We start from the raw sequence: 18,777 nt of genomic DNA on the forward strand, positions 1-18,777 counted from the left end.
AACCATCAGGGAAAACGCCATGAGCCTCTCCAAGCGCACCACCCGCCCGCTCGATCACCTCGTGCTGCCGGTGGATACGCTTACCCAGGCACGGCGTCGCCTGTCCGAGCTCGGTTTTACCGTTGCCGAGGACGCTCGCCATCCTTTCGGCACCGAGAATGCCTGCGTCTTCTTTTCCGATGGCACCTATCTCGAACCGTTGGCCGTTGCTTCCCGCGAGGAATGTGAAGCCGCCGCACTCGATGGCAATGCCTTTGTCGCTCGCGATCAGGCCTTCCGTTTTCGCCAGGGGCCAGAAGGTCTCTCGGCGCTGGTCTTCGGCACCGAGGATGCCGCGAGCGATCACATCCGCTTTCGGGCACGCGGCATTTCCGGCGGCGACATGCTGGAGTTTTCCCGCCCGATGAAGCTGCCGGATGGCCGTGAGGGACTGGGCTCCTTCCGCCTTGCCTTCGCGGCTGATCTGCGCTCGCCGGATTTCTTCCTTTTCAACTGTCAGCGTGTCCGGGCGCTGCCCACCGATCGGGCCGCACTGGAGCAGCATGAAAACGGCGTGATCGGCATCGCCGAGGTGGTCCTGTCGGAAACGAACCCGACCGATTTCCAGTACCTCCTGCAGGAGGCGGTCGACGAACGCAAGGTCACGGCCCATTCCTTCGGCATGGATGTGTCGGCCACCAACGCCAAGATTTCGGTGCTGAACCCCGCCGGTATGGAAGCCTTCTTCGGCCGTTCGGTGCGGGGTGCTGAGCGCGGCCTGCGTGGTCGCGCCGTCGTTTTCCGCGTCACCGACCTGGAGGCGACACGCGCTCTTTTCGCTGAGAACGATATCGAATTTGCAGAAATGGGCGGACGCCTCATTGTCCCCGAAATGCCGGGGCAAGGGGTGATCTTCGCTTTTGGAGCTTGATGATGAAAACCAATGCCAGAGTAGTAGTCGGCAACGGCGCCCAGCAGGTCGCCTTCGCGCAAACCGAGAAGCTGTCGCTGATCGCCGGCCCCTGCCAGATGGAGAGCCGCGAACACGCCTTCATGATCGCGGGCGCCCTCTTTGAACTCTGCAAGAAGCTCGGTATCGGCCTCGTCTACAAGTCTTCCTTCGACAAGGCGAACCGTACGTCGCTCTCCGGCAAGCGCGGCATCGGCCTCGCGAAGGCGATGGAGATCTTCGCCGATCTCAAGAAGGAATTCGGTTTCCCGGTATTGACCGACGTGCACACCGAAGAGCAGTGCGCTCTGGTCGCCCCGACAGTCGACGTCCTGCAGATCCCGGCTTTCCTGTCGCGCCAGACCGACCTTTTGGTCGCTGCCGCCAAGACCGGCCGCGCGATCAACGTGAAGAAGGGCCAGTTCCTGGCGCCCTGGGACATGAAGAACGTGCTGGCGAAGTTCACCGAAAGCGGCAATCCGAACGTCCTGCTCTGCGAGCGCGGCGCCTCCTTCGGCTACAATACGCTGGTCTCCGACATGCGCTCGCTGCCGATCATGGCTTCGCTCGGCGCACCTGTCGTCTTCGACGCCACCCATTCGGTGCAGCAGCCGGGCGGGCAGGGCGGTTCTTCGGGCGGCCAGCGTGAATTCGTCGAGACGCTGGCCCGTGCGGCCGTGGCCGTCGGTGTCGCCGGCGTCTTCGTCGAGACGCATGAAGACCCGGACAACGCACCGTCGGACGGCCCGAACATGGTGCACCTGAAAGACATGCCGCGGCTGCTCGAAAAGCTGCTCGCCTTCGACGCGATCGCCAAGGGTTGAGCCCTCAGCGACGCTTCGTGAAATTTTCATGAACCGCAATGGCGCGAACTGTTTTGCATCTTGCGCGCCATTGTAATTTAGAGGCCTTGGCGTATGACAGGCCCCGACCACCCACCGTCCTCAACAGGGAAGAGATCATGACTGCAATCATCGACATCATCGGCCGAGAAATTCTGGACAGCCGCGGCAACCCGACCGTCGAGGTCGACGTGTACCTGGAAGACGGAAGCTTCGGCCGCGCGGCGGTCCCGTCGGGCGCCTCGACCGGTGCGCATGAGGCTGTCGAACTGCGCGATGGTGGCACGCGTTACCTCGGCAAGGGCGTCGAGCGCGCCGTCGAAGCCGTCAACGGCGAGATCTTCGAAGCGATCGGCGGTCTCGATGCCGAGAACCAGATCCAGATCGACAAGACCATGATCGAACTCGACGGCACGTCGAACAAGTCGCGTCTCGGCGCCAACGCCATCCTCGGCGTTTCGCTGGCCGTCGCCAAGGCCGCGGCCGAAGCTGCCGGCCTGCCGCTCTACCGCTACATCGGCGGTCCGAACGCCCACGTGCTGCCGGTCCCGATGATGAACATCATCAACGGCGGCGCCCATGCCGACAACCCGATCGACTTCCAGGAATTCATGATCGTTCCTGTCGGTGCCGACACGATGCGCGATGCGGTCCGCATGGGTTCGGAAGTGTTCCACACGCTGAAGAAGCAGCTTGCGGCCGACGGCCACAACACCAATGTCGGCGACGAAGGCGGCTTCGCCCCGGGTCTCGCCTCTGCTCCGGCGGCGCTCGACTTCATCATGAAGTCGATCGAGAAGGCCGGCTACAAGCCGGGCGAAGACATGTTCATCGCGCTTGATTGCGCCGCAACCGAATTCTTCAAGGACGGCAAGTACGTGCTCGAAGGTGAGGGCCGCACGCTGGAGCCGGGCGCCATGGCCGAATACCTGGCGGAGCTCGCTGCCAAGTACCCGATCTTCTCGATCGAAGACGGCATGGCGGAAGACGACTGGGATGGCTGGAAGGCCGTGACCGACAAGATCGGCTCGAAGGTCCAGCTCGTCGGCGACGACCTGTTCGTCACCAACTCGGCGCGCCTGCGCGACGGCATCAAGATGGGCGTCGCCAACTCGATCCTCGTCAAGGTCAACCAGATCGGCTCGCTCTCCGAGACGCTCGATGCCGTCGAGACGGCGCACAAGGCGCGCTACACCGCCGTCATGTCGCACCGCTCGGGCGAAACCGAAGACGCCACGATCGCCGATCTCGCGGTTGCCACCAACTGCGGCCAGATCAAGACCGGCTCGCTCGCCCGTTCGGACCGGCTCGCCAAGTACAACCAGCTCATCCGCATCGAAGAGCAACTCGGCCTGCAGGCCAAGTACGCCGGCCGCTCGATCCTGCGCGGCTGATCCCAGAGCGGGATGAAGAAAAGTGTGCGCGGTTTTCCGCCCGCGTCCCGCTCCAACTTACTAAAGCGCCGCGCGTCCGGTCGGACGCGCAATGCAGCAGCTAACAAACGAACCCGCTCACGTTTCCACGTGGGCGGGTTTCTGTTTTCCTGCCATTCATGGTCAACGGTCGGTTAATCAATCGCCGCTAATCTGATTTCCGTATTGCGTATCAGGGCGTGAACGGATGTGGACACGGCATCATAAGAAACGGAAACTGGGTCGGCTGGTGATGCCGCTGATCGCGGTCGCCTTTCTCTCTTACTTCGGCTATCATTCCATCCACGGCGGCTATGGCCTGAAGGCGACCGAGCAATTCGATCGCCAGATCGTCGAGCGGCAGGCGCGGCTGGATGAGCTCACGAAGCGGCGAATGATCCTTGAAAAAGAGGTTCAGCTGATGAGTGACGGGTCGCTGGAACGGGACATGCTGGATGAAAAAGCTCGCCTCGCGCTGAACATGTCGCGAAGCGACGAGATCGTTATTTTTCACCGCGCCGCAAATTAACCTGAATTCAGTTAACTGAGATTTGTAAAGTAAATTCAACTATTTGCGTGGAATGCGAGCCATGCAAATATGGCATTGCTGTGGCCGCTTTCTTTCCCTATGGTAACCGCAAAAGGCTAACCATTGGGAGGAACGAATGGCTCCGCGAAAATCCGCGTCCGTTTCCAGCCGCAAGAGTGCCGCAAAGCCGGCGAAGAAAGATTTCAACGGCGGCACCTTCGCCGAATTCTCCAAGGAAGAAGATCTCAATGCCTACCGCGAGATGCTGCTGATCCGGCGTTTCGAGGAAAAAGCCGGCCAGCTCTACGGCATGGGCTTCATCGGCGGCTTCTGTCACCTCTATATCGGCCAGGAAGCGGTCGTTGTCGGCATGCAGGCGGCGCTGAAGGAAGGCGACCAGGTGATCACCGGTTACCGTGATCACGGCCATATGCTGGCCTGCGGCATGAGCGCCCGCGGCGTGATGGCCGAACTCACCGGTCGTCGCGGCGGTCTTTCCAAGGGGAAGGGCGGCTCGATGCACATGTTCTCCAAGGAAAAGCACTTCTACGGCGGTCACGGCATCGTCGGCGCCCAGGTGTCGCTCGGCACCGGTCTCGCTTTCGCCAACCGCTACCGCGGCAACGACAATGTTTCCGTTGCCTACTTCGGTGACGGCGCGGCCAACCAGGGCCAGGTTTACGAAAGCTTCAACATGGCGCAGCTCTGGAAGCTGCCGGTGATCTACGTGATCGAGAACAACCGTTACGCCATGGGCACCGCCGTTTCCCGCGCCTCGGCACAAACCGACTTCTCGCAGCGTGGCGTTTCCTTCAACATTCCGGGCTTCCAGGTGGATGGCATGGACGTTCGCGCCGTGAAGGCCGCGGCCGACGAGGCTGTCGCCCATTGCCGCTCGGGCAAGGGCCCGATCATTCTGGAAATGCTGACCTACCGCTACCGCGGCCACTCGATGTCCGACCCGGCGAAGTATCGTTCGAAGGATGAAGTGCAGAAGATGCGCTCGGAGCATGACCCGATCGAGCAGGTGAAGGCCCGTCTCATGGAGAAGGGCTGGGCGAGCGAAGACGAGCTCAAGCAGATCGACAAGGAAGTCCGCGATATCGTTGCCGATAGCGCCGATTTCGCCCAGGCCGATCCGGAGCCGGATGCATCCGAGCTCTACACCGACATCCTGCTTTGATCCGGGGAGGGACAAACATGCCAGTAGAAATTCTTATGCCCGCCCTTTCCCCGACGATGGAGGAAGGCACGCTCTCGAAATGGCTGAAGAACGAGGGGGACAAGGTGTCCTCCGGCGACGTCATCGCCGAAATCGAGACGGACAAGGCGACGATGGAAGTCGAAGCCGTCGATGAAGGCACGATCGGCAAGCTGCTGATCGCGGCCGGCACCGAAGGCGTCAAGGTCAACACGCCGATCGCCGTGCTGCTGCAGGACGGTGAAGCCGCCGGTGATATCGCCGTTGCTCCGAAGGCCGAAGCGCCGAAGGCGGCAGCAGCCGAGGCTCCCGCCGCTTCCGCGCCGGCTCCGGTTGCAGCCCAGCCGAAGGTCGAAGTTGCCGCCGATCCGGCAATCCCGGCCGGCACCGAAATGGTCACGATGACCGTTCGCGAGGCCCTTCGCGATGCGATGGCCGAAGAAATGCGCGCCAGCGATGACGTTTTCGTCATGGGCGAAGAAGTCGCCGAATATCAGGGCGCCTACAAGATCACCCAGGGCCTGCTGCAGGAATTCGGTTCTCGCCGCGTCATCGATACGCCGATCACCGAGCATGGCTTTGCCGGTGTCGGCGTCGGCGCTGCCATGACCGGCCTGCGTCCGATCGTCGAGTTCATGACCTTCAACTTCGCCATGCAGGCGATCGACCAGATCATCAACTCCGCCGCCAAGACGCTCTATATGTCCGGCGGCCAGATGGGCGCCCCGATCGTCTTCCGCGGCCCGAGCGGTGCCGCTGCCCGCGTGGCCGCCCAGCACTCGCAGTGCTATGCTGCCTGGTACAGCCATATCCCCGGCCTCAAGGTCGTCATGCCCTACACGGCAGCCGACGCCAAGGGTCTGCTGAAGGCGGCGATCCGCGATCCGAACCCGGTCATCTTCCTCGAGAACGAAATCCTCTACGGTCACTCCTTCGAAGTGCCGAAGCTCGACGATTTCGTTCTGCCGATCGGCAAGGCCCGCATCCACAAGCAGGGCAAGGACGCGACGATCGTCTCCTTCGGCATCGGCATGACCTATGCCGTCAAGGCGGTTGCCGAGCTCGAAGCCTTGGGCATCGACGTCGAACTGATCGACCTGCGCACCATCCGTCCGATGGACCTGCCGACGGTCATCGAATCCGTCAAGAAGACCGGGCGTCTCGTCACCGTCGAAGAAGGCTATCCGCAGTCATCCGTCGGCACCGAAATCGCCACCCGCGTCATGCAGCAGGCATTCGACTACCTTGACGCCCCGATCCTGACGATCGCCGGCAAGGACGTGCCGATGCCTTACGCCGCGAACCTCGAGAAGCTGGCGCTTCCGAGCGTCGCAGAGGTCGTCGATGCGGTGAAAGCCGTTTGCTACAAATAAGGGGAGGGCCCTTCGATGCCTATCAACATCACAATGCCTGCCCTCTCTCCGACGATGGAAGAAGGCAATCTGGCCAAGTGGCTCGTCAAGGAAGGCGACAAGGTCAAGTCCGGTGACGTGATCGCCGAGATCGAGACCGACAAGGCGACGATGGAAGTCGAAGCCGTCGACGAAGGTACGGTCGCCAAGATCGTCGTTCCCGCCGGCACCGAAGGCGTCAAGGTCAACGCGCTGATTGCCGTTCTCGCCGCCGATGGCGAGGATGTCGCAGCCGCTGCCAAGGGTGGCAACGGTGCAGCCGCACCGGCTCCCGCGGCCAAGGCGGAAGCGCCCGCGCCGGCAGCGCCGAGCGCTCCGGCGGCCGCTCCTGCACCAGCCGCGTCCGCCCCGGTTGCCGTGCAGCCGGCGAAGTCCGAGGGAGGCGCACGCGTCTTCTCTTCGCCGCTCGCACGTCGCCTGGCAAAGGACGCCGGCATCGACCTTTCGGCAATCGCCGGTACCGGCCCGCACGGCCGCGTCGTCAAGAAGGACGTCGAGGCTGCCGTTTCCGGTGGTACCGCGAAGCCCGCAACCGCTCCGGCTGTCGGCGCTGCTGCTCCTGCGGCCGCACCGCTTGCCAAGGGTCCGTCGGACGACGCCGTTCTCAAGCTCTTCGAGCCGGGTTCCTACGAACTCGTGCCGCATGACGGCATGCGCAAGACGATCGCCAAGCGCCTCGTCGAATCCAAGCAGACGATCCCGCACTTCTACGTGTCGGTCGACTGCGAACTCGACGCGCTGCTGACGCTCCGCGCCCAGCTCAACGCCGCTGCTCCAGAACAGGGTGGCAAGCCGGTCTACAAGCTCTCCGTCAACGATATGGTCATCAAGGCCCTGGCGCTGGCGCTCCGTGACGTTCCGAATGCGAACGTCTCCTGGACCGAGAGCAACATGGTCAAGCACAAGCACGCCGATGTCGGCGTTGCCGTGTCGATCCCGGGCGGCCTGATCACCCCGATCGTGCGCCAGGCGGAACTGAAGAGCCTGTCGGCCATCTCCAACGAGATGAAGGACCTCGGCCAGCGTGCCAAGGACCGCAAGCTGAAGCCCGAGGAATACCAAGGCGGCACCACTGCCGTTTCCAACATGGGCATGATGGGCGTCAAGAACTTCGCCGCCGTCGTCAACCCGCCGCATGCGACGATCCTCGCGGTCGGTGCTGGCGAGGAGCGTGTCGTGGTCAAGAACAAGCAGATGGTCATCGCTAACGTCATGACCGTCACGCTTTCGACCGACCATCGCTGCGTCGATGGCGCGCTTGGCGCCGAACTGCTCGGTGCCTTCAAGCGCTACATCGAAAACCCGATGGGCATGCTGGTCTGAGTTGGATAGGGACCGGCCCCCGGGCCGGTCCGTTCCTATTCGCGCAGTCGAAGGCGGACCCGGACGATGAAAACAGTTCTCTGCTATGGCGACAGTCTGACCTGGGGCTATGATGCCGCGGACGGAGGCCGCCACCCGCTTGCCGATCGCTGGCCGAGTGTGCTGCAGAAGTCGCTGGGCGCGGATGTCCAGGTTATCGCCGAGGGCTTGAACGGTCGCACGACCGCCTATGACGATCATCTCGCCGATTGCGATCGCAATGGTGCAAGAGTGTTGCCAACGGTGCTGCACAGCCACGCGCCGCTCGATCTCATCATATTTCTTCTCGGCTCCAACGACATGAAGCCGGTGATCCACGGAACCGCTTTCGGCGCCGTGAAGGGCATTCAGCGCCTCGTCAACCTCGTGCGCCGGCATGACTGGCCGGTCGAGGGCGAGGAAGGCCCGGAGATCCTGATTGTCGCGCCGCCGGCGCTCTGCGAAACCGCCAATGCCGCCTTCGGTGCAATGTTCGCCGGTGGCATCGAACAGTCCGCGATGCTGGCGCCGCTCTATCGCGATCTTGCCGACGAGCTTGATTGCGGCTTCTTCGATGCGGGTTCGGTGGCGGTGACCACGCCGCTCGATGGCGTGCATCTCGATGCGGAGAATACGCGTGCGATCGGCCGGGGTCTCGAACCGGTCGTGCGGATGATGCTTGGGGTCTAAGGATGGTGGGGGGCGTCACCATTCGTCCGGCGGAAAGACGTGAGGCGGCCGAGCTCGCCATCCTCGTCGACATCGCCGCGCACGGCTTTGCCTCCTGGCTCTGGTACGGCGCCGTCCTCCATGGAGTGACGGACACGGCTTTCGAGCGCGGCCGCAACAAGCTTCGCGAGGAGCCCGGGCCTGGAAACTGGCGCGACGCGCTGGTTGCCGAAACCGATGACGAGGTTGCCGGTCTGTCGGTCGGCTATGCGATCGGCCCGGAGGTTCTGGAGATCGTCGCCAAGCATCCGGTGCTGGAACCCTTGCTCGCGCTGCAAAGGCAGATCGTCGGCCACTGGTTCATCGAAAGCCTCGGCGTCTATCGCCATCAGCGCGCCCGCGGGATCGGTAGCGCGCTCTTGGCAAGGGAATTCGAACGCGCCGGATCGGCGCCGGTGAGCCTGATCACCGAAAGCCACAATGACAGGGCCCAGGCACTATACAGAGCAAACGGCTTCGGCGAGGCAGCGCGCGCCGAGGCGGTTCCGCTCTTTGACGAAAGCAAGAAACACGACTGGGTGCTGTTCACCCGCAAGGTCGCTTGAGACAAAGGCAGGAAACATATGGCTGAGAATTACGACGTCATCGTCATCGGTTCGGGTCCGGGGGGCTACATCGCCGCCATCCGCGCAGCACAGCTTGGTTTGAAGACCGCGGTCGTCGAGCGCGAGCATCTGGCCGGCATCTGCTCCAACTGGGGCTGCATCCCGACCAAGGCGCTGCTGCGCTCGGCCGAAGTCCTGCACTATGCCCAGCATCCGGGCGCCTATGGCGTCAAGATCGAAGGCACGGTGACGCCGGACCTCAAGGCGATCGTCGCCCGCTCGCGCGGCATTGCCGAGCGCATGAACGGCGGCGTCGGCTTCCTGATGAAGAAGAACAAGGTCGACGTGATCTGGGGCGAGGCGAAGCTGACGAAGCCCGGCGAGATCGTCGTCGGCAAGTCGACGAAGCCGGTCGTCCAGCCGCAGGCGCCGCTGCCGAAGAACACCAAGGGCGAGGGCACCTACACCGCCAAGCACATCATCATCGCGACCGGTGCCCGTCCGCGCGCACTTCCCGGCATCGAGCCCGATGGCAAGCTGATCTGGACCTACTTCGAGGCGATGAAGCCCGAGGAAATGCCGAAGTCGCTTGTCGTCATGGGTTCCGGCGCGATCGGCATCGAATTCGCCTCGTTCTATCGCACCATGGGTGTCGACGTGACCGTCGTCGAGGTCATGCCGACCGTCATGCCGGTTGAAGACGCCGAGATCTCGGCGATCGCCAAGAAGCAGTTCGAGAAGCAGGGCATGAAGATCCATCTCCAGGCCAAGGTGACCAAGGTCGAGAAGGCTGCCAACTCGATCACCGCCCATGTCGAGATGAAGGACGGCAAGGTCGAGAAGATCACTGCCGACCGGATGATCTCGGCCGTCGGTGTCCAAGGCAATATCGAGAACCTCGGCCTCGAGGCGCTCGGCGTGAAGACGGACCGCGGCTGCATCGTCATCGATGGCTACGGCAAGACCAATGTCCCGGGCGTCTACGCCATCGGCGACGTTGCCGGCCCGCCGATGCTTGCCCACAAGGCCGAGCACGAGGCCGTGATCTGCGTCGAGAAGATCGCCGGACTGCCGAACGTCCACCCGATGGACAAGCTGAAGATCCCGGGCTGCACCTATTGCCATCCGCAGGTTGCCTCCGTCGGCCTCACCGAAGCCAAGGCCAAGGAATTGGGCCGCGAGATCCGCGTCGGCCGCTTCCCGTTCGTCGCCAACGGCAAGGCGATCGCGCTCGGCGAGGACCAGGGCCTGGTCAAGACCATCTTCGACAAGAAGACCGGCGAATTGCTGGGCGCCCACATGGTCGGCGCCGAAGTCACCGAGCTCATCCAGGGCTTCGTCGTCGCGATGAACCTCGAGACAACCGAAGAAGACCTGATGCACACGATCTTCCCGCATCCGACCATTTCGGAGACGATGAAGGAAAGCGTGCTCGACGCCTACGGCCGCGCGCTCAACGCCTGACGTGCTGCATAACTCCTTAGATCGGCATCGATTTGAGGACAAAATTAGGAGCGTTCAAAGTGTTACTGCGCCGGAACCTTTCAGGCGGCTTCGGCATTGAGGACCGTCCTCAATGCACGGAGACCAAAATGAGCGTGAACGGCGTCGGCATTCTGGCTGCGATCATCATCGGCGGTTTGGCCGGATGGCTCGCGGAGAAGTTCATGCACAGCGACATGGGTCTGTTCATGAACATACTGCTCGGCATCATCGGCGCGGTGGTGCTGAACTTTATCCTGGCGGCCTTCGGCATGGCTTTTGTCGGATGGGTCGCCTACCTGGTCATCGGCTTCATCGGCGCCTGCCTGTTGATTGCCGCTGGTCGCGCCGTCAAACGATAGCCTGCCGGGCGACCAGCGCTTCCGTCGGGCTTCAATCTCGCATGCTTCCTGGGGTCGTCTCCGACTTAGGGATGCAGCAATTTGAAGGACTACAGCGACCTTTGCGCGTCCGAGAGATGCGCGGCGCTGCAGACGGCCTGACATTTGCCGTCGGGCCGTCTATATAGAGCGAAAATGGGTCACCCGGCCTGATGCCGGTCCCGCCGCGATGAGGAAGACAGTATGGTAACGGTGTTCGATGCCGTCTCTGACCGGGCGCAACGCGTCCGCCACCCGGAAAAGGCGCACAAGCCCGACACGGAAGTGATGCGCAAGCCGGACTGGATCCGCGTCAAGGCGCCGATGTCGAAGGGCTATCAGGAGACGCGCTCGATCGTGAAGAGCAACAAGCTCGTCACGGTCTGCGAAGAGGCCGGCTGCCCGAACATCGGCGAATGTTGGGACAAGAAGCACGCCACCTTCATGATCATGGGTGAGATCTGCACCCGTGCCTGCGCCTTCTGCAACGTCGCGACCGGCAAGCCGAATGCGCTCGATCTCGAAGAGCCGGCGAACATTGCAAAGGCCGTCAAGCAGATGGGCCTCAGCCACGTCGTCATCACCTCCGTCGACCGTGACGATCTGGAGGATGGTGGCGCCGAGCACTTCGAGAAGGTCATCTGGGCGATCCGCGAGGCTTCGCCGACGACCACCATCGAGATCCTGACGCCGGACTTCCTGAAGAAACCGGGTGCGCTGGAACGCGTCGTTGCCGCCAAGCCCGACGTCTTCAACCACAACATGGAAACGGTGCCTGGCAACTATCTGACGGTCCGCCCGGGTGCGCGCTATTTCCACTCCGTGCGCCTGTTGCAGCGCGTGAAGGAGCTGGACCCGACGATGTTCACCAAGTCCGGCATCATGGTCGGCCTCGGCGAAGAGCGCAACGAAGTGCTGCAGTTGATGGACGACCTGCGCACCGCCGATGTCGACTTCCTGACGATCGGTCAGTACCTGCAGCCGACGCGCAAGCACCACAAGGTCGAGAAGTTCGTGACCCCCGAAGAGTTCAAGTCCTACGAGACCGTCGCCTATACCAAGGGTTTCCTCATGGTTTCCTCGAGCCCGTTGACTCGCTCGTCGCACCATGCCGGCGATGACTTTGCCCGTCTGAGGGCGGCGCGCGAGAAAAAACTGCAGGCTGCCGAGTAAGGCGGACTGCGGGTCTCGAGAACGATCGGCTCCGGCGCTTGCGCCGGAGCTTTTTGTTTTGGGGCTTTTGTTTTTACCGGAACGCTTGCCGCGCCATGGCGCGACTTTCGGACGCTCGCGCCAATCTTGCATCCGCCCGCTCGATCGCCTAACGGTTGTCTCCAGAGGAGGCTTGCCGATGCCGCGATACGTGAACGGGGAAGAGGCAGCGTCGCATCTCGGGAATGCGCAACGTATTCTGGTGATCGGCTGTTCCGGCAGCGGCAAGAGCACGCTTTCCCGGCAACTGTCCGAGCGGCTCGATCTGCCGCATCTGGCGATGGACCGGGAGTTCTTCTGGTTGCCGGGATGGAAGCTTCGGCCGAGGCAGGAAATGCTCGCGCTGATCTCGAAGGCTGCGGCCGGCGAACGCTGGATCATGGATGGCACGGGTCCGAAGACGCTGCCGCTGCGGCTGCCGCGCGCGCATGTCGTGGTCTGGATGCGGCCGCCGCGGTGGGTGTCGCTGCGCGGGGTGCTCTGGCGCTGGTTCGCCTATTGGAAAAAGACCCGCCCGGATATGGCCGACGGTTGTCCGGAGAAGATCGATCTCGATTTCCTCCGCTACGTCTGGAACTTCGAGCGGAGGGACGCGGTTGAGATCGAGATGCAACTGGCGGCTCATGCCGACCTGCCGGTTCTCGTGTTGAAATCGCACGCCGAAACGGCGTTGCTACTTGCTAAGATAAAGCGGGGCCACTAGCTCTCGATCATGCCACATTTCGAAACCAACCATGTCGTCAAGCATAGCGCCGACCAGATGTTCGATCTCGTCGCCGATGTCGAGCACTATCCCGAATTCCTGCCGCTCTGCGAGGCGCTGACGGTGCGCTCACGCAAGGAGCGCGACAGCAAGGTGTTGCTGCTTGCCGACATGACCGTCGGCTACAAGGCGATCCGCGAGACCTTCACGACACAGGTGCTGTTGAACAAGGCCGAGCGTGCGATCGACGTCAAATACATCGACGGGCCGTTCAAGTACCTCGACAACCGTTGGCGTTTCGAACCGGCGGGCGAGGGGCAGTCGGTGGTGCATTTCTACATCGACTACGAGTTCAAGAGCCGCATTCTCGGCGCCTTGATGGGCTCGATGTTCGACCGCGCCTTCCGGATGTTCTCCGACGCCTTCGAAAAACGCGCCGACAGCATCTACGCAATCTGAGCGATTTCCGCGAGCATATCGAGCGCGCTGCGGACGGTCGCAAGCCGGATGCCACTGCGGCCGATGTCGCCATAACGCATCTCCCGATGCAGCATCTCACCATTTCGCCCCGATGCCGCAAGGTGCACGAGCCCGACCGGCTTTTCAGACGATCCGCCGCCCGGGCCGGCAATGCCAGTGACGGCAACCGCAAAATCCGCTGCCGAATGTCGCAGCGCGCCTTGTACCATCTCGATTGCCGTTTGGCGCGAAACCGCACCATGGGCGGCAAGGGTCGCCGTCTCGACGTCGAGCATGGCGACCTTCGCTTCGTTGGAATAGGTGACGAAACCGCGGTCGACGACGGCAGACGAACCGGAAATCTCGGTGAGCGCCCCCGCGATCAGGCCGCCGGTGCAGGATTCGGCCGTCGCGACCTTGAGGCCGCGTGCCGTGAACTCGGCGATGATTTCGCCGGCTTTGACCTCGATGTCGGCGGGCCACATCACGAAAGGCTCCCATAGACGACGGTGGCTGTGGCGATCGCAGCGATGCCTTCATCGCGGCCGACGAAGCCGAGGCGTTCGTTCGTCGTGGCCTTGACGGAGCAGCGGTCGAGCGAAATTCCCAGCATGTCCGCGAGGTTCTGACGCATCGTCAGGCGATGCGGTCCGACCTTTGGCGCTTCGGCGATGAGCGAGATGTCGGCATTGGTGATGATGCCGCCGCGCTCGCGCACGATCCGTGCGGCATGCTCCAGGAAAATGCGCGACGGCGCGCCCTTCCATTGCGGATCGGACGGCGGGAAATGGTCGCCGATGTCGCCGGCGCCACAGGTGGCGAGCAGCGCGTCGGTGAGCGCGTGCAGCGCTACGTCCGCATCGGAATGGCCGGAGAGCGTCTTCGTGTGCGGAATGAAGACGCCGCAGAGCGTGACGCCGTCGCCTTCGATCAACTGGTGCACGTCGTAACCGTTGCCCGTGCGCACATCGGGCAGAGCGGTGCGCTTGAGCTTCTCGTCGGCCATGGCGATATCCCTTCTCAACGTAAGCTTGATGTTGTCCACCGTGCCCTCGACGAGGACGACCTTGAGGCCGGCCCATTCGGCGATCGAAGCATCGTCAGTGAAATCGGTGCGGCCGCTCTTGGCCGCATCCCGGTGTGCGGCAAGAATGGCCGGAAGGTCAAAGGTTTGCGGTGTTTGCGCGCCATAGAGACCGTCGCGCGGCACAGTCTCCAGCACGACGCTGCCCTTGCCCGCGCGCTTGAGCGTGTCCGCGACCGCGACCGCCGGCAACACGGCCTTGACCTCGCCGCCGAGCGCGGCGGCGCAACGCGAAAGCAGCGCGTGATCAGCAAAGGGGCGGACCGCATCGTGGATCATGACATGGCCCACGCCGGTCCCGACGAGTGCCTCGAGGCCGGCGAGCACGGATACCTGCCGTGTCGCGCCGCCATGGACGGTGATCACATCGCCGGCCACCGAGCGTTTGCGCGCCGCGTCGAACAGGGCCTCGTCGTCCGGGTGGATGACGACGACAATCGGGCCCACGCCCGGCCATGTCGCGAAAGTGTCAAGCGTATGGGCGATAACGGGGCGGTCGCCGATGGTTCGATATTGCTTCGGACCTTCGGCGGATTGTCCTGCTCGTTCGCCGCGCCCGGCTGCAACGATCACCACGCCGCACTTAAGCTGTTCTTGAGGCTGCATCTTCTGTATGAGGTCCCGCATTCGCCGATCTTCGCCGTGATGTACCGCGAAGGGTCGTGCTTTGCCAGCCAAGCTAGGAAATTTGCGCAAGGCGCCGAAATCGCTTGGCAAGCTCAAGAACAATGTCTAAAAATAGTGCAGCAACAATATGTGCCTGAAAGATAAGCATTTGCCAATTCCGGCTCTTTCATCGCCGCTCCGGATCGGGACGATCGAAATCCGCAACCGGGTCGCGCTCGCACCCATGTCCGGTGTTACCGATCTGCCGTTCCGGCGGCTCGCCTGGCGCTTTGGTGCCGGCTTCGTCGTTACCGAGATGGTTGCGAGCCGCGAGCTGGTCTGCAACGCGTCGGAATCCTGGGCGCGGCTGAAGAATTCGGGCATCAAGCCGCACATCGTCCAGCTCGCCGGTCGTGAAGCGCACTGGATGGCGGAAGCCGCCAGGATCGCCGCCGACAATGGTGCCGATATCATCGATATCAACATGGGCTGCCCGGCCAAGAAGGTGACGGGCGGTTATTCCGGCTCGGCGCTCATGCGCGATCCCGACCACGCGTTGTCATTGGTCGCGGCGACGGTAAACGCTGTCGATGTGCCGGTGACGCTGAAGATGCGGCTCGGCTGGGATGAAAACTCCATCAATGCGCCGCTGATTGCGAAACGCGCCGAAGAAGCGGGCGTGAAGGCGATCACTGTGCACGGTCGCACGCGCATGCAGTTCTACAACGGCAAGGCCGATTGGGATGCCATTCGCCCGGTTCGCGACGCCGTTACCGTTCCGCTGGTCGCCAATGGCGACGTGGAGACGATCGCCGACGCGGAAGAGATTCTGCGCCGGTCGGGTGCCGACGCCGTCATGGCCGGACGCTCGTCGCAGGGGCGCCCGTGGCACATCGGCTTTCTCGCCGGTGCTGTCGAGCACCCCTCGCAAGCGCAGACCGCCGATATCTTTGCGGAGCACTACGAAATGATGCTCGAATTCTATGGTGTCGACGTCGGCTTGCGGCATGCCCGCAAGCATGTCGCCTGGTATCTCGACCGCGCCGCCCCCGACATGGCAGGCGCGGAAAAGGCTGCAATCCTGACGTCGACCGATGTCCGATTTGTCCGCGACAGGGCGCGCGCGGCGATGCTGGATGCGGCGCCGGCCAAGTCTGACGGCGAGACGGTCGCAGAAGGAATCGCCGCATGACCGAGAAACCGAGCATTCCCGATGCCGCCGCGAACGGTCTGTCGATGGCGGTTCTAAATGCCATTCAGAACCCGGTGATTCTGGTCGATGCCAATGGATTGGTCGCCTTCGCCAACTGGGAGGCCGAATCGTTTTTCGGCGCCAGCGCCAATCACCTGGCGCGCCACAATATCAGCGCCTTCATCCCCTTCGGCAGTCCGCTGCTGACCCTGATCGAGCAGGTCCGCGAACGCAAGGCGCCGGTAAATGAGTACCGCGTCGACCTGAGCTCGCCGCGTCTCGGCGCCGACAAGCTCGTCGATCTCTATGTCGCGCCGGTTCTTTCCGAGCCGGGCGCGGTCGTCGTCGTCTTCCAGGAGCGCTCGATGGCCGACAAGATCGACAGGCAACTGACCCATCGCGGCGCCGCCCGTTCGGTGACGGGCCTTGCCTCGATGCTGGCGCACGAGATCAAGAATCCGCTTTCCGGCATACGCGGCGCCGCACAGCTTCTGGAAACCTCGGTCAATGACGAAGACAGGGCGCTGACGCGACTGATCTGCGATGAGACCGACCGCATCGTCTCGCTGGTTGATCGCATGGAGGTGTTTTCCGACGAGCGCCCCGTGGATCGCGTGCCGCTGAACATTCACTCGGTGCTCGACCACGTGAAAGCGATCGCCAAGGCCGGCTTCGCGCGACACATCAAGTTCGCGGAGAACTACGATCCGTCCCTGCCGCCGGTCTTCGCCAACCGCGATCAACTGGTTCAGGTGTTCCTGAACCTGATCAAGAATGCGGCCGAAGCGATCGGCGAGCGCTCAGATGGCGAGATCGTGCTGACGACGGCCTACAGACCGGGCATCCGCCTGTCGGTTGCCGGAACGCGCGAGAAGATCTCGCTGCCGCTGGAATTCTGCGTGCACGACAATGGGCCGGGCGTGCCCTCCGATCTCCTGCCGCTGCTCTTCGATCCTTTCATCACCACCAAGACCAACGGTTCCGGCCTGGGGCTTGCGCTGGTCGCCAAGATCATCGGTGCCCATGGCGGCATCGTCGAATGCGACAGCCAGCAGAACCGCACGACTTTCCGTGTCCTGATGCCGGCCTCCAAGGGCCAGGCAGCGGATGAAGACGACATGCCGATGACAAAAGGAAACCTTGCATGACGGGTGCCACGATCCTCGTCGCGGATGACGACGCAGCCATTCGCACCGTGCTGAACCAGGCGCTGAGCCGCGCCGGCTACGATGTACGCATCACCTCCAATGCGGCGACGCTGTGGCGCTGGATAGCGGCGGGCGACGGCGATCTCGTCGTGACCGACGTCGTGATGCCCGACGAGAATGCCTTCGACCTGCTGCCGCGCATCAAGAAGGCGCGCCCCGATCTGCCGGTGCTGGTCATGAGCGCCCAGAACACCTTCATGACGGCGATCAAGGCTTCGGAGAAGGGCGCCTACGACTATCTGCCGAAGCCCTTCGACCTCACCGAGCTCATCGGCATCATCGGCCGGGCGCTCTCGGAACCCAAGCGTCGCCCGGCGAAGCTCGACGACGACACCCAGGACGGCATGCCGCTGGTTGGCCGTTCGGCGGCGATGCAGGAAATCTACCGGGTGCTCGCGCGCCTGATGCAGACGGACCTGACGCTGATGATCACCGGCGAGTCCGGCACCGGCAAGGAACTCGTCGCCCGCGCGCTGCATGATTACGGCAAGCGCCGCAACGGCCCGTTCGTGGCGATCAACATGGCGGCGATCCCGCGCGATCTGATCGAGTCGGAACTCTTCGGCCATGAGAAGGGCGCTTTCACCGGTGCACAGATGCGCTCGACCGGTCGTTTCGAGCAGGCCGAGGGCGGCACGCTCTTCCTCGATGAAATCGGCGATATGCCGATGGACGCGCAGACCCGTCTGCTGCGCGTGCTGCAGCAGGGCGAGTATACGACCGTTGGCGGCCGCACGCCGATCCGCTCGGACGTGCGCATCGTGGCGGCGACCAACAAGGACCTGAAGCAATCGATCAATCAGGGCCTGTTTCGCGAAGACCTCTATTATCGCCTCAACGTCGTGCCGTTGCGGCTGCCGCCGCTGAGGGATCGCGCAGAGGATATCCCGGATCTCGTTCGCCACTTCGTCCAGCAGGCGGAAAAGGAAGGGCTCGACGTCAAGCGCTTCGATCACGAAGCGCTGGAACTGATGAAGGCGCATGCCTGGCCGGGCAACGTGCGCGAGCTGGAAAACCTGGTGCGGCGCCTCACGGCACTTTATCCACAGGACGTGATCACCCGCGAAATCATCGAAAACGAGTTGCGTTCCGAGATACCGGACAGCCCGATCGAGAAGACCGCGGCGCGGCCCGGATCGCTCACCATTTCGCAGGCCGTCGAAGAAAACATGCGCCAGTATTTCGCAAGCTTCGGCGATGCCTTGCCTCCGGCCGGCCTCTACGACCGGGTGCTCGCCGAAATGGAGTATCCGCTGATCCTGGCGGCGCTTACCGCAACCCGTGGTAACCAGATCAAGGCGGCCGATTTGCTCGGCCTCAACCGTAACACGCTGCGCAAGAAAATCCGCGAACTCGGCGTTTCGGTCTATCGCAGCTCACGCAGCGCTTGACTTGGCCACGACCACCGTTGCATTTTCGCCACAATGCGTTGCTTGAACGTGTGACGACCGCCGAATCGTGCATCGTTGCCGTCTCGTTCAATCGATTTGACCCAATTGATTGACTGGGGGT

At 62.9% G+C, this 18,777-nt stretch carries 19 protein-coding genes; 17 read left to right on the top strand and 2 right to left on the bottom strand.

Translation table 11 applies throughout. The annotated features are described in order from the left end of the window. The first annotated feature begins 19 nt into the window (after window positions 1–19). From ACQ5BM_RS24155 to ACQ5BM_RS24220, 14 genes are all read left to right on the top strand, one after another. The gene (locus ACQ5BM_RS24155) at window positions 20–910 is read left to right on the top strand and encodes a VOC family protein (RefSeq protein WP_429816870.1); all 891 of its coding nucleotides are present in this window, start codon (window positions 20–22) and stop codon (window positions 908–910) included. Beyond that, window positions 910–1,752, top strand: coding sequence for a 3-deoxy-8-phosphooctulonate synthase (gene kdsA, locus ACQ5BM_RS24160; RefSeq protein WP_429816872.1), 843 nt, complete (start codon window positions 910–912; stop codon window positions 1,750–1,752). The genes ACQ5BM_RS24155 and kdsA overlap by 1 nt, the downstream gene beginning before the upstream one ends. Window positions 1,753–1,889: 137 nt before the next feature. Further along, window positions 1,890–3,164, top strand: coding sequence for a phosphopyruvate hydratase (gene eno, locus ACQ5BM_RS24165; protein ID WP_429816875.1), 1,275 nt, complete (start codon window positions 1,890–1,892; stop codon window positions 3,162–3,164). 226 nt (window positions 3,165–3,390) lie between these two features. Next, the gene (locus ACQ5BM_RS24170) at window positions 3,391–3,711 is read left to right on the top strand and encodes an FtsB family cell division protein (protein ID WP_429816877.1); all 321 of its coding nucleotides are present in this window, start codon (window positions 3,391–3,393) and stop codon (window positions 3,709–3,711) included. A 136-nt stretch (window positions 3,712–3,847) separates the two neighbouring features. Then, window positions 3,848–4,894, top strand: a complete 1,047-nt coding sequence (gene pdhA, locus ACQ5BM_RS24175) for a pyruvate dehydrogenase (acetyl-transferring) E1 component subunit alpha (RefSeq protein ID WP_429816880.1) — start codon at window positions 3,848–3,850, stop codon at window positions 4,892–4,894. A 17-nt stretch (window positions 4,895–4,911) separates the two neighbouring features. Then, complete coding sequence (locus tag ACQ5BM_RS24180; RefSeq protein WP_429816883.1) at window positions 4,912–6,285, top strand: pyruvate dehydrogenase complex E1 component subunit beta; 1,374 nt, start codon at window positions 4,912–4,914, stop codon at window positions 6,283–6,285. Between the two features lie 15 nt (window positions 6,286–6,300). Next, complete coding sequence (locus tag ACQ5BM_RS24185; RefSeq protein ID WP_429816886.1) at window positions 6,301–7,647, top strand: pyruvate dehydrogenase complex dihydrolipoamide acetyltransferase; 1,347 nt, start codon at window positions 6,301–6,303, stop codon at window positions 7,645–7,647. A 66-nt stretch (window positions 7,648–7,713) separates the two neighbouring features. Continuing rightward, on the top strand, window positions 7,714–8,355 hold the full coding sequence (locus ACQ5BM_RS24190; protein ID WP_429816888.1) for an SGNH/GDSL hydrolase family protein: 642 nt from the start codon (window positions 7,714–7,716) through the stop codon (window positions 8,353–8,355). Window positions 8,356–8,357: 2 nt separating this feature from the next. Further along, complete coding sequence (locus ACQ5BM_RS24195; protein WP_429816891.1) at window positions 8,358–8,939, top strand: N-acetyltransferase family protein; 582 nt, start codon at window positions 8,358–8,360, stop codon at window positions 8,937–8,939. Between the two features lie 18 nt (window positions 8,940–8,957). Further along, window positions 8,958–10,403 carry a dihydrolipoyl dehydrogenase gene (gene lpdA, locus ACQ5BM_RS24200; protein ID WP_429816892.1) on the top strand — a complete coding sequence of 482 codons (1,446 nt, stop codon included), beginning with the start codon at window positions 8,958–8,960 and terminating at the stop codon, window positions 10,401–10,403. Between the two features lie 128 nt (window positions 10,404–10,531). Beyond that, the gene (locus ACQ5BM_RS24205; protein WP_429816895.1) at window positions 10,532–10,783 is read left to right on the top strand and encodes a GlsB/YeaQ/YmgE family stress response membrane protein; all 252 of its coding nucleotides are present in this window, start codon (window positions 10,532–10,534) and stop codon (window positions 10,781–10,783) included. Between the two features lie 222 nt (window positions 10,784–11,005). Continuing rightward, window positions 11,006–11,974 carry a lipoyl synthase gene (gene lipA, locus ACQ5BM_RS24210; protein WP_173516343.1) on the top strand — a complete coding sequence of 323 codons (969 nt, stop codon included), beginning with the start codon at window positions 11,006–11,008 and terminating at the stop codon, window positions 11,972–11,974. 178 nt (window positions 11,975–12,152) lie between these two features. After that, window positions 12,153–12,716 (top strand): AAA family ATPase, encoded by a 564-nt coding sequence (locus ACQ5BM_RS24215; RefSeq protein ID WP_429816898.1) that lies wholly within the window; start codon window positions 12,153–12,155, stop codon window positions 12,714–12,716. A 9-nt stretch (window positions 12,717–12,725) separates the two neighbouring features. Further along, complete coding sequence (locus tag ACQ5BM_RS24220; RefSeq protein WP_429816901.1) at window positions 12,726–13,175, top strand: type II toxin-antitoxin system RatA family toxin; 450 nt, start codon at window positions 12,726–12,728, stop codon at window positions 13,173–13,175. Here the strand turns inward: ACQ5BM_RS24220 and ACQ5BM_RS24225 are convergent. Together ACQ5BM_RS24225 and ACQ5BM_RS24230 are read right to left on the bottom strand one after the other, a co-directional pair. After that, window positions 13,163–13,660 (bottom strand): CinA family protein, encoded by a 498-nt coding sequence (locus ACQ5BM_RS24225; protein WP_429817205.1) that lies wholly within the window; start codon window positions 13,658–13,660, stop codon window positions 13,163–13,165. The genes ACQ5BM_RS24220 and ACQ5BM_RS24225 overlap by 13 nt on opposite strands. Next, window positions 13,660–14,865 carry a bifunctional 2-C-methyl-D-erythritol 4-phosphate cytidylyltransferase/2-C-methyl-D-erythritol 2,4-cyclodiphosphate synthase gene (locus ACQ5BM_RS24230; protein WP_429817207.1) on the bottom strand — a complete coding sequence of 402 codons (1,206 nt, stop codon included), beginning with the start codon at window positions 14,863–14,865 and terminating at the stop codon, window positions 13,660–13,662. Before ACQ5BM_RS24230 ends, ACQ5BM_RS24225 begins: the two co-directional genes overlap by 1 nt. 148 nt (window positions 14,866–15,013) lie before the next feature. Here ACQ5BM_RS24230 and dusB point away from each other — a divergent pair, with 148 nt between their 5' ends. The 3 genes from dusB to ntrC are packed head-to-tail and all read left to right on the top strand — an operon-like array spanning window position 15,014 to window position 18,656. Further along, a complete protein-coding gene (gene dusB / locus ACQ5BM_RS24235; RefSeq protein ID WP_429816904.1) occupies window positions 15,014–16,057 on the top strand; it encodes a tRNA dihydrouridine synthase DusB in 1,044 nt (347 codons plus the stop codon). Next, window positions 16,054–17,205, top strand: coding sequence for a two-component system sensor histidine kinase NtrB (locus ACQ5BM_RS24240; RefSeq protein WP_429816905.1), 1,152 nt, complete (start codon window positions 16,054–16,056; stop codon window positions 17,203–17,205). Before dusB ends, ACQ5BM_RS24240 begins: the two co-directional genes overlap by 4 nt. Further along, a complete protein-coding gene (gene ntrC / locus ACQ5BM_RS24245) occupies window positions 17,202–18,656 on the top strand; it encodes a nitrogen regulation protein NR(I) (RefSeq protein WP_173516348.1) in 1,455 nt (484 codons plus the stop codon). The genes ACQ5BM_RS24240 and ntrC overlap by 4 nt, the downstream gene beginning before the upstream one ends. Window positions 18,657–18,777 lie beyond the last annotated feature (121 nt).

The organism is Ensifer sp. B1-9 (genome assembly GCF_050474445.1).
GTDB lineage: Bacteria > Pseudomonadota > Alphaproteobacteria > Rhizobiales > Rhizobiaceae > Ensifer.